10 protein-coding genes, 1 rRNA gene, 1 pseudogene and 1 riboswitch are annotated in these 10,942 nt (G+C 68.0%); of the genes and pseudogenes, 11 read left to right on the plus strand and 1 reads right to left on the minus strand.

Translation table 11 applies throughout. From position 1 onward, the window contains the following. The 11 genes and pseudogenes from rrf to ACFY0U_RS42600 form a co-directional block, all read left to right on the plus strand. A 5S ribosomal RNA gene (rrf, locus tag ACFY0U_RS42550) occupies positions 1-95 on the plus strand; the annotation flags it as partial. A 108-nt stretch (positions 96-203) separates the two neighbouring features. Continuing rightward, positions 204-812 (plus strand): CDP-alcohol phosphatidyltransferase family protein, encoded by a 609-nt coding sequence (locus ACFY0U_RS42555; RefSeq protein ID WP_388645471.1) that lies wholly within the window; start codon positions 204-206, stop codon positions 810-812. A gap of 115 nt (positions 813-927) precedes the next feature. Then, entirely contained in the window at positions 928-3,423 is a 2,496-nt protein-coding gene (locus ACFY0U_RS42560; RefSeq protein WP_388645472.1) for a sugar phosphate nucleotidyltransferase, read from the plus strand. Between the two features lie 167 nt (positions 3,424-3,590). Continuing rightward, positions 3,591-4,436, plus strand: a complete 846-nt coding sequence (locus ACFY0U_RS42565; RefSeq protein ID WP_388645474.1) for a DUF881 domain-containing protein — start codon at positions 3,591-3,593, stop codon at positions 4,434-4,436. After that, complete coding sequence (locus ACFY0U_RS42570) at positions 4,433-4,765, plus strand: small basic family protein (RefSeq protein WP_003988855.1); 333 nt, start codon at positions 4,433-4,435, stop codon at positions 4,763-4,765. Before ACFY0U_RS42565 ends, ACFY0U_RS42570 begins: the two co-directional genes overlap by 4 nt. Before the next feature lie 5 nt (positions 4,766-4,770). After that, entirely contained in the window at positions 4,771-5,604 is an 834-nt protein-coding gene (locus ACFY0U_RS42575) for a DUF881 domain-containing protein (protein ID WP_388645475.1), read from the plus strand. Positions 5,605-5,665: 61 nt separating this feature from the next. Further along, a complete protein-coding gene (locus ACFY0U_RS42580; RefSeq protein ID WP_388645477.1) occupies positions 5,666-6,559 on the plus strand; it encodes an FHA domain-containing protein in 894 nt (297 codons plus the stop codon). Between the two features lie 45 nt (positions 6,560-6,604). Further along, positions 6,605-7,342 (plus strand): MerR family transcriptional regulator, encoded by a 738-nt coding sequence (locus ACFY0U_RS42585; RefSeq protein ID WP_388645479.1) that lies wholly within the window; start codon positions 6,605-6,607, stop codon positions 7,340-7,342. Positions 7,343-7,420: 78 nt separating this feature from the next. Further along, on the plus strand, positions 7,421-7,894 hold the full coding sequence (locus ACFY0U_RS42590; protein ID WP_004002801.1) for a bifunctional nuclease family protein: 474 nt from the start codon (positions 7,421-7,423) through the stop codon (positions 7,892-7,894). 249 nt (positions 7,895-8,143) lie between these two features. Continuing rightward, positions 8,144-8,791 carry a MerR family transcriptional regulator gene (locus tag ACFY0U_RS42595; RefSeq protein ID WP_388645481.1) on the plus strand — a complete coding sequence of 216 codons (648 nt, stop codon included), beginning with the start codon at positions 8,144-8,146 and terminating at the stop codon, positions 8,789-8,791. A gap of 57 nt (positions 8,792-8,848) precedes the next feature. Continuing rightward, positions 8,849-10,398: pseudogene (locus tag ACFY0U_RS42600) on the plus strand (DNA polymerase IV). Here the strand turns inward: ACFY0U_RS42600 and ACFY0U_RS42605 are convergent. Further along, entirely contained in the window at positions 10,314-10,691 is a 378-nt protein-coding gene (locus ACFY0U_RS42605; protein WP_388645483.1) for a PRC-barrel domain-containing protein, read from the minus strand. The pseudogene ACFY0U_RS42600 and the gene ACFY0U_RS42605 overlap by 85 nt on opposite strands. 131 nt (positions 10,692-10,822) lie before the next feature. Continuing rightward, positions 10,823-10,919, plus strand: a riboswitch (glycine riboswitch). Positions 10,920-10,942 lie beyond the last annotated feature (23 nt).

Here is a 10,942-nt window from a genome sequence, read left to right on the forward strand (position 1 = left end):
AAACGCCCGGTTACATTCCGAACCCGGAAGCTAAGCCTTACAGCGCCGATGGTACTGCAGGGGGGACCCTGTGGGAGAGTAGGACGCCGCCGAACTCCTTTTATAGCTCTGGCTCTTGGGCAACCGCCCAAGAGCCAGAGCTATTTTGCGTTGAGGTAGGGTCAGGGAGCATCATTGGCACGTTTCCCACAGGAGGCCCCCGGGTGGAGGTCCAGGAGACTCGCGTCCAGACGGATCGAGTCCTCACCATCCCCAACATCCTCAGCATGGCGCGACTCGTTGGTGTGCCCGTCTTCCTGTGGCTGATTCTGAGGCCTGAGTTCGGAGGCCCCAAGAGTGACGGCTGGGCTCTTCTGGTGTTGGCCTTCAGCGGGGTCAGCGACTACCTGGACGGCAAGCTCGCGCGGCGTTGGAACCAGATCAGCAGCCTCGGCCGGCTCTTGGATCCGGCGGCAGACCGGCTCTACATTCTCTCGACTTTGGTCGGGCTCACGTGGCGCGAGATTCTGCCCATCTGGTTGACGGCTGTACTTTTGGCGCGCGAGTTGGTCCTGCTGGTGATGGTGGGCATCCTCAGACGTCATGGCTATCCGCCTCCGCAGGTGAACTTCCTTGGCAAGGCCGCCACGTTCAACCTGATGTACGCCTTCCCGTTGCTGCTGCTCAGTGACGGAAGTGGTTGGCTCCCGTCACTCGCTGCTATTTTCGGATGGGCGTTCGCCGGATGGGGTACAACGCTGTACTGGTGGGCAGGAGTCCTCTACGTGGTACAAGTCCGCCGCCTGGTCCGTGCGGACACCATGGCCGATTGAACTCGCCGGTAGGCGCGGCCCACAGTGGCTCGATGGCCCGCGGTGAGAAAGTGCGGGACAATCAGGCGGGTGAAGTCGGCTAGACCGTCATCTCTTAGAGGAGGACGCTTCCGACATGAAGGCCGTCGTGATGGCCGGAGGCGAAGGCACGCGCCTTCGCCCTATGACCTCAAGCATGCCCAAGCCGCTCCTGCCGGTGGTGAACCGCCCGATCATGGAGCACGTGCTACGGCTGCTCAAAAGGCATGGGCTCAACGAGACCGTCGTAACTGTCCAGTTCCTGGCCTCTCTGGTCAAGAACTACTTCGGTGACGGCGAAGAGCTCGGAATGGAGCTCTCCTATGCCAATGAGGAGAAGCCACTCGGTACCGCCGGAAGCGTCAAGAACGCCGAAGAGGCGCTGAAGGACGATGCTTTCCTTGTTATCTCCGGCGATGCCCTGACCGACTTCGACCTCACCGAGCTGATCAATTTCCACAAGGAGAAGGGCGCGCTGGTCACCGTCTGCCTGACGCGTGTACCCAATCCTCTGGAATTCGGCATCACCATCGTCGATGAGGAAGGAAAGGTCGAGCGCTTCCTTGAGAAGCCGACCTGGGGCCAGGTCTTCTCCGACACGGTGAACACCGGTATCTATGTGATGGAGCCCGAAGTCTTCGACTATGTCGAGGCAGATGTGCCCGTCGACTGGTCCGGCGATGTCTTCCCGCAGTTGATGAAGGAAGGCAAGCCGATCTACGGCTTCGTGGCCGAGGGGTACTGGGAGGATGTCGGCACCCACGAGAGCTATGTGAAGGCGCAGGCCGATGTCCTGGAAGGCAAGGTCGACGTCGACATCGACGGCTTCGAGATCTCGCCCGGGGTGTGGGTGGCCGAGGGCGCCGAGGTGCATCCCGATGCCGTACTCCGTGGCCCCCTCTACATCGGGGACTACGCCAAGGTCGAGGCCGGCGCCGAAATCCGGGAGCACACGGTCGTGGGCTCCAACGTGGTCGTGAAGAGCGGGGCCTTCCTGCACAAGGCCGTGGTGCACGACAACGTGTACGTCGGGCAGCAGAGCAATCTGCGGGGCTGTGTCGTCGGCAAGAACACCGACGTCATGCGTGCGGCGCGGATCGAGGACGGTGCCGTCATCGGCGACGAGTGCCTCATCGGTGAAGAATCGATCGTGCAGGGCAATGTGAAGGTGTACCCGTTCAAGACCATCGAGGCGGGCGCCTTCGTCAACACCTCGGTCATCTGGGAGTCCAGGGGCCAGGCGCATCTCTTCGGCGCCCGTGGGGTGTCCGGCATCCTGAATGTGGAGATCACGCCCGAACTCGCCGTGCGCCTCGCCGGCGCCTATGCGACGACGTTGAAGAAGGGCTCCACCGTCACCACGGCCCGCGACCACTCCCGTGGTGCGCGTGCGCTGAAGCGGGCGGTCATCTCCGCGCTGCAGGCCAGCGCCATCGACGTACGGGATCTGGAGAACGTACCGCTGCCCGTTGCCCGGCAGCAGACCGCGCGGGGCAGTGCGGGCGGGATCATGATCCGGACCACGCCTGGGGTGCCGGACTCCGTCGACATCATGTTCTTCGACGGGCGCGGTGCCGACCTGTCGCAGGGCAGTCAGCGGAAGCTGGACCGGGTTTTCGCGCGGCAGGAGTACCGACGTGCGTTCCCCGGTGAGATCGGGGATCTGCATTTCCCGGCCAGTGTCTTCGACTCGTACACCGGATCGCTGTTGCGGAATGTCGATACGACGGGGATCGCCGAGTCCGGGCTGAAGGTCGTCGTCGATGCGTCGAACGGCAGTGCCGGGCTGGTGTTGCCCAGTCTGCTGGGGAAGCTCGGTGTGGACTCGCTGACCGTCAATCCGGGTCTGGACGAGTCGCGGCCGACGGAGACCGCGGATGTGCGGCGCTCGGGGCTGGTGCGGCTCGGTGAGATCGTGGCGTCGTCGCGGGCCGCGTTCGGGGTGCGATTCGACCCCGTCGGTGAGCGGCTGTCGTTGGTCGACGAGAAGGGGCGGATCGTCGAGGACGACCGGGCCTTGCTCGTCATGCTGGATCTGGTGGCGGCGGAGCGGCGTAGCGGGCGCGTGGCGCTGCCGGTGACCACGACGCGGATCGCCGAGCAGGTTGCGGCCTATCACGGGACGCAGGTGGAGTGGACGACCACGTCGCCGGACGACCTGACGCGGGTCGGGCGCGATGATTCCACCATCTTCGGTGGTGATGGCAAGGGTGCCTTCATCGTGCCGGAGTTCAGCAGTGTGTTTGACGGTACGGCGGCGTTCGTACGGCTCATCGGGCTGGTGGCGCGGACGCAGTTGACCCTCAGCCAGATCGATGCGCGGATTCCGCGGGCGCATGTGCTCAAGCGGGACCTGGCGACTCCGTGGGCGGTCAAGGGTCTGGTGATGCGGCGGGTCGTGGAGGCGGCCGGGGATCGCTTCGTCGACACGACTGATGGTGTGAGGGTCGTGGAGACCGACGGGCGCTGGGTGATGGTGCTGCCCGACCCCGCCGAAGCCGTCACCCATCTGTGGGCGGAGGGGCCGGACGACGCGTCCGCACAGGCGCTGCTCGACGAGTGGTCGGCGGTCGTGGACAGCGCCGGGCGCTGAAAGTCGCAGCACGCGTGCGTGCCGGACAGGTGTCCCCAAGGGGGCCTGTCCGGCACGTCGGTGGGGCCATTCGGAGGTAGTGGTCGCGACGTGCGACGATGTGCGGCATGCCGCAGCAGCCCCCCGTTCGGAGTACCCCTACGCGCCCCGCGCGCCCGGACGCGTCCATGTCGCTGCTCACCAACGTCATGGACCACAGCCTCGACGACGGGTACGCCGAGGCGGCCGCCCGGAAGAAGGCCGCCGGCGACAGTGGGATGCCGAAGACGCTCCGGGCGAAGCTCGGGCTGGCCGCCGGGTTGGTGCTGGCCGCGCTGGTCGTGACCGTCGGGGCGGCGCAGGCGCGGGTGGCGGCGCCTGTCGTGGCCAAGGAGCGCGAGGAGCTCATCGACCGCATCGACCGTGAGACGGACGCGGCGGACAAGCTCGAGGACAGCGTCGACGAGCTGCGCGACGAGGTGAGCGCGCGCCAGCGCGAGGCGCTCAGGAACAGTGGCGGCAGCGGCCAGGCCGACCTGGTGGGCATCCTGTCGGGGGCCACCGCGGTGCACGGCCCTGGTGTGAAGCTGGTGGTGAACGACGCCAAGGAAGCCACCACCGGCGGTGACGGGGACCCGCGCGAGACCTCCGGGTTCTCCGACACCGGGCGGGTGCGGGACCGGGACATGCAGCGTGTCGTCAACGGGCTGTGGGAGTCGGGCGCCGAGGCCATCTCCATCAACGGGCAGCGGCTGACGGCGCTCTCGGCGATCAGGGCCGCGGGTGACGCGATACTGGTCGACAACAGGCCGCTGGTACCGCCGTACACGGTGCTCGCGGTGGGGGACGGGCAGCGGCTGAGCACCAGGTTCCAGAACAGCGCCGACGGGCTGTATCTGCACGCCCTGCAGGAGAACTACGGCATCCGGACGAGCATCTCCACGGAGGACGACCTCCGGCTGCCCGCCGCACCGAGTGTGATCGTACGTACAGCACAGCCGAGCATCGAGAAAAGTGAGAAGGGCACATCGTGATCGCCGTACTGGGCCTCGTCGTGGGAGTCGTGGCCGGCCTCTTGGTCCGGCCTGAGGTTCCGGCGGTCGTCGAGCCTTATCTGCCGATCGCCGTCGTGGCGGCGCTGGATGCCGTCTTCGGCGGGCTGCGGGCCATGCTCGACGGCATCTTCGACGACAAGGTCTTCGTGGTGTCGTTCCTGTCCAACGTGGTCGTCGCCGCGCTGATCGTCTTCCTGGGCGACAAGTTGGGCGTGGGGGCCCAGCTGTCCACGGGTGTCGTGGTCGTCCTCGGTATCCGCATCTTCTCCAACGCCGCGGCGATCCGCCGACACGTGTTCCGGGCGTGAGGCCGATGAGCAACCAGGACGAGACGTCGGAGAACAGGCTGCGCAAGGAGCTGCCCGAGGAGGTGCCCGCGACGGCCGCCGAGGCCGCCGAACCGGCCGGGGAGCAGGAACCCAAGCTGACCGGCCGCCAGCGGCTGGCGCAGGGGCTGTGGCCGCCGCGGGTGACCCGGGCCCAACTCATCGTCGCCGTGCTGCTGTTCGGCCTCGGCTTCGGGCTGGCCGTGCAGGTGGCCTCGAACAGCGACGGTGACAGCGCCCTGCGCGGCGCGCGTCAGGAAGATCTTGTGCGCATTCTCGATGAACTGGATGACCGTACTCAGCGTCTTGAAGACGAGAAGGCGGGCCTCGAGAAGCAGCGTGACGAGCTGGAGAACAGTTCGGACCAGGCCGAGGAGGCCCGCAAGCAGACGCTGGAGAAGGAGAGGCAGCTCGGGATCCTGGCGGGCACGGTGGCCGCGCAGGGGCCCGGTATCACGATGACGATCGACGACACGAAGGGGACGGTCGAGGCGGACATGCTGCTCGACGCGATCCAGGAACTGCGTGCGGCCGGTGCCGAGGCGATCCAGGTGAACGGGGTACGCGTGGTCGCGGGCACCTATCTGACCGACTCGGGCAAGAGCGTCAGTGTCGACGGGAACAAGATCAACGCTCCCTATCGTTTCAAGGTCATCGGCAAGCCGCAGGATCTCGAACCGGCGCTCAACATTCCTGGAGGGGTGGTGCAGACTCTCGAGAAGGAGCAGGCCACCGTCACCGTCGAGCGGTCCGCCAAGATCGTCGTGGACGCCTTGCGAGCGGCGAAGCAGCCTGACTACGCTCGGTCGTCCTCCCAGTGAACCGCGGGTGCATGGGGGACGTCCGGCCAGGGCATGAGGTTGCGGGGGGTCGGCGCACCGATTGGGTGGTGCGTGGTGGAAACTGTCAGGTGGATACGGACGTTGTGAGGATGTCCGGGTCGGCCGGTGTATGCAATCAGGGTTCGTCCTGCCCCACGGGCGGGTCTGTTTCGGTCAAGGGGAATCGCCCGTGAAGTTGTTTGCGAAGTTGTTCGGCAAGAGCGCGCGAGAGGGTAGCGACAACGCGAACGCGACCGCTCGTCATCGCGCACAGCCAGACGCGGAGGGTCAGCGCCCGCTGTTCCGGGACCAGGTGGGCGGCGACGTTCCCGGAGGTCAGGGCGCGCAGTCTGTTGACCCTGCCCAGTCCGGCGGCATAGGTTTCGGGCAACCGTCAACCTCGAGTACGGGTGGAGAGTTTTCCATGTCGGCCCTGGTGTGTACGAGGTGCGGTAACCGCAACGCGGAGAACAGCCGCTTCTGCTCCAACTGTGGTGCGCCCCTGCGCGGTACCCCCGAGCGCCCGTCGGAGACAACCTCCACGATCTCCATCTCCGGTCTCGAGGCCTACGACTCCGAGGTCACCGGCCAGACGCAGATGCCGATGCTCTCCCCGGAGGCGCAGGCGGCCGTCGACGCGCTGCCGCTGGGTTCCGCGCTCCTGGTGGTGCGCCGCGGTCCGAACTCGGGCAGCCGCTTCCTGCTGGACGGCGAGCTGACCACGGCCGGGCGTCATCCGCAGAGCGACATCTTCCTGGACGACGTGACGGTGTCGCGCCGGCATGTGGAGTTCCGTCGCCAACCGGACGGCTCGTTCACCGTCGCCGACGTGGGCAGCCTCAACGGCACGTACGTGAACCGTGAGCGGATCGACTCGGTGCCGCTGCACAACGGCGACGAGGTGCAGATCGGCAAGTACCGGCTGGTCTTCTACGCGAGCCAGCGGGGCTACTGACCCGCCCCCGGGCTCCGTCCGGGGGGACACCCCCAGGGAAGGTCCATGCTTCAAACACCGAGCGGCGGTGCCCGGGACGGTGCCGCCGCCGCGGACAGTGGGCTGATGAGCATCGGCACGGTGCTGAACGCGCTGCGTGACGAGTTCCCCGAAGTCACCATCTCCAAGATCCGTTTCCTGGAGTCGGAGGGGCTCATCGAGCCGCAGCGGACCCCGTCGGGGTATCGCAAGTTCAGCCCGGAGGACGTCGAGCGCCTCGGACACGTGCTGCGGATGCAGCGGGACCACTATCTGCCGCTCAAGGTGATCCGTGAGCACCTGGACGCGATGGAGCGGGGCGAGGCCGTCGCGCTGCCCCTTGTGGGGCGTCAACGGGACGGAGAGACGCTGCCCGACTCCTTCGAGGCGCCCACAGCCGCCCGGATCGGGCGGGCCGAGCTGCTCGTCGCGGCCGAGATCGGTGAGCGGGAGCTCGAGGAGTGGGAGTCGTACGGGCTGATCGCCCCACTGCCGGACGGGGCGTACGACGCCGAGACGGTCACCGTGGCGGCGCTCGTCGTCGAGCTGGGGCGGTTCGGGATCGAGCCGCGGCATCTGCGGGTGATGAAGGCCGCCGCCGACCGGGAGGCCGGTCTGGTGGACCAGGTGGTGGCGCCGTTGAGGCGGCACCGCAATCCGCAGACGAGGGCGCACGCGGAAGCCCGTACGAAGGAGCTGGCCGGGCTCACGGTGAAGCTGCACGCGGCGCTGGTGCAGACCGCCCTCGGTGTGCGGCTGCCCTGAGGGCCTCGGACGCCGGATCCGTCCCCCCGTTTCCGGCCCGACTACCCAAACGTCCCGGGCACGGCCTAGGGTTGCTGTGTGAACGAGCTCGATGTCGTAGGTGTCCGGGTCGAAATGCCCTCCAACCAACCGATCGTGCTCCTGCGTGAAGTGGGAGGCGACCGCTACCTCCCCATCTGGATCGGGCCGGGGGAGGCGACGGCGATCGCCTTCGCCCAGCAGGGCATGGCCCCCGCGCGACCGCTGACCCACGACCTGTTCAAGGACGTGCTGGAAGCCGTCGGCCAGGAGCTCACCGAAGTGCGCATCACCGATCTGCGGGAGGGCGTCTTCTACGCGGAGCTGGTCTTCGCCAGTGGGGTCGAGGTGAGTGCCCGGCCCTCCGATGCCATAGCGCTGGCGCTGCGTACCGGGACGCCCATCTACGGCAGCGACGGTGTGCTCGACGACGCGGGTATCGCGATCCCGGACGAGCAGGAGGACGAGGTGGAGAAGTTCCGCGAGTTCCTCGACCAGATCTCGCCCGAGGACTTCGGCACCAGCAGCCAGTGAGGCACGGCCGGACTCACCGTCTGACGGGGCGCCCGTGTCCGGTGACCACGGAAATGCCGGCATTTGCCAGCGGCGTGTGAGAGCGTCCTGCGGCCCGTCCCGAGCGCATTCGGCTAGCCTTTCCCCGCGGTGGGGTACGGGAAACCACTCCTAGGGTGATTATCACTCGGCGTGCCGAGTGTGGCGATCGTTGACGCACCCCGGGTGACTGCCTACCGTCGAGAAGGCAGGTCAAGGACGGAGGTCGGCGTGAGAAGCAGCGGCGACGGTACGGCTGGGGGTGCTCCCGGACGCAGTCTGGGGGCGAGCGGCCCGTACCCGCTTCACAGCAGCGCGGCCGATCACGTTCCGCAGCGACCGGCGGCTGTGCCGAGCAGCGGCGGAGGGGCGACGTCCATGGCGTCCGAGGAGATCGGCTACCGCGGTCCGACGGCCTGTGCCGCTGCCGGCATCACCTACCGGCAACTGGACTACTGGGCGCGCACCGGGCTCGTGGAGCCGAGCGTGCGGCCCGCCCACGGGTCGGGGACGCAGCGCCTGTACAGCTTCCGGGACGTCGTCGTCCTGAAGATCGTCAAGCGGTTCCTCGACACCGGGGTGTCGCTCCAGAACATCCGCACCGCCGTGCAGCACCTGCGGGAGCGCGGATTCCGGGACCTGGAGCGCATGACGCTCATGAGCGACGGCGCCACGGTCTACGAGTGCAGCTCGCCCGACGAGGTCCACGCGCTGCTCCAGGGCGGTCAGGGCGTCTTCGGGATCGCCGTGGGTGTCGTGTGGCGGGACGTCGAGAGCGCCCTGTCCCAGCTGCACGGGGAGCGGATCGACACCGGCGAGACCCTCGTCGGGCACAACCCGGCCGACGAGCTGGCGCGGCGGCGCAACCGGGCGGTCTGAGAGCCGCTCCGCGCTCGCGACGGGGCATTGTCAGTGGCGTAGGGCAGCATCGGAGATGTGAGAACCACGCCCACGATCCTGCATCTCGACATGGATGCCTTCTTCGCCTCGGCGGAGCAGGCGTCCAAGCCGAGCCTGCGGGGGAAGGCCGTCGTGGTGGGCGGGCTCGGGCCGCGTGGCGTGGTGGCCACCTGCTCGTACGAGGCCCGGGTGTTCGGCGTGCATTCCGCGATGCCGATGGCTCAGGCGCGGCGGCTCGCGCCGAACGCCGCGTATCTCGTGCCGCGCTTTGCGTTCTACCGGTCGATCAGTGATCAGGTGATGGGGCTGCTGCGGGCGCTGTCGCCGCTGGTGGAGCCGCTCAGCCTCGACGAGGCGTTCGTGGATCTGGAGGCCGGGGGCGCGGCCTGGGACGAGGAGTCGGCGCGGCTGGCCGGGGCCAAGCTGCGGGCCGACATACGGGCCGTCACGGGGCTCACGGGGTCGGTGGGGCTCGCCGCGTCCAAGATGCTCGCGAAGATCGCCTCCGAGCAGGCCAAGCCGGACGGGCTGGTCCTGATCGAGCCGGGGACCGAGCGGGCACTGCTGGGGCCCAAGTCGGTGCGGATCCTGCCGGGGGTGGGGCCGGCGACGGGGGACCATCTGCGGCGGGCCGGGATCCACACGGTCGAGGAGATCGCGGAGGCGGGGGAGGACGAGCTCGTACGGCTGCTGGGGAAGGCCCATGGGCACGGGCTGTACGCGATGGCGATGGCCTACGACGAGCGGCCCGTGGTCGCCGAGCGGGAGACCAAGTCCGTGTCGGTCGAGGACACGTATGACGTGGACATCCACGACCGGGTGCGGGTGGGGCTGGAGGTGCAGCGGCTGGCGGACCGGTGTGTGCGGAGGCTGCGGGGGGCCGGGCTGTCGGGGCGGACCATCGTGCTGAAGGTGCGGCGGTACGACTTCTCCACGCTGACGCGGTCCGAGACGTTGCGGGGGCCCACCGATGACCCCGCTGTCGTGCGGGAGGCTGCGGCTCGGCTGTTGGATTCCGTGGATACGACCGGGGGTGTGCGGTTGCTGGGGGTCGGAGTGAGTGGGCTTGCCGATTACACGCAGGAGGATCTGTTCGCGCAGGCCGCGGGGGAGCGGGGGGAGCTTGCGGAGGAGGAGCCGGGGAGCGAGGTGGCTGAGGAGACGCCGGTCGTTCCTGTCGAGCGGCGGTGGGTGTCGGGGCACGATGTGCGGCATGACGAGTTCGGGCACGGGTGGGTGCAGGGGAGTGGGCTGGGGAGGGTGACGGTGCGGTTCGAGACACCGGATTCCGAGCCGGGGCGGGTGCGGACGTTTTCGGTGGACGATGCTGCGTTGGCGGTGGCTGAGCCTTTGCCGTTGGTGCCGGTTGTGTGTGGGGCATCCGGCCTTCGGCCGGATCTGGGTTCCCACCCGCACCACCCGTGACGGTTTCGTTGTCGGGTGCGGGTGGCCCCTGGTGGCCGAGCGCCGTCGGCGGCTGCGGGTCTGTGCGCCTGCCGCGTCAGGCTTCCGCGTCCTCCGTGCCCGCCAGCTTGCCGAAGTCGTGGTCCGGGAAGGGGGGTGGTGGGGCCACGTCCAGGCCGTAGTGGTGGTAGAGCTGGAGTTCCTGGTCGGGGGACAGGTGGCGGCCCACGCCGAAGTCCGGGGCGTCCTTGATCAGGGCGCGGTCGAAGGGGACTCGGAGGGTGCCGTCGAGGAGTTCGCTGGGTTCCAGGGGGACGAAGGCGTCCCTGCTGAAGAGGCCGGTGCGTATGGCCGCCCATTCGGGCACACCGGTCGCGTCGTCGAGATAGACCTCGTCGATCGTGCCGATCTTGGTGCCGTTGCGGTCGAAGGCCTTGCGGCCGATCAGGTTCCGAGGATCGATGTCGGTATGCACGGGCCCTCCACTAGGTCGCGACTCGCAACGCATCCGTAGGAACTACGAAAGAGCACATTGGGGGAGGTGGCCACTCGAGGGGATCTCGAGGGATCCGCGTTGACCTCGCTGCTAGGCTGACAAGCGGCTGCCGACCCTGTGCGGGAGAGTCCTCCGGACACCGTTCGGAGGCGCCGAAGGAGCAAATCCTCCCCGGAATCTCTCAGGCACACGTACCGCACGGACGAGGCCACTCTGGAAAGCAGAGCGGG

Origin of the sequence: Streptomyces sp. NPDC001536 (assembly GCF_042894505.1) — a bacterium.
Taxonomy (GTDB): domain Bacteria; phylum Actinomycetota; class Actinomycetes; order Streptomycetales; family Streptomycetaceae; genus Streptomyces.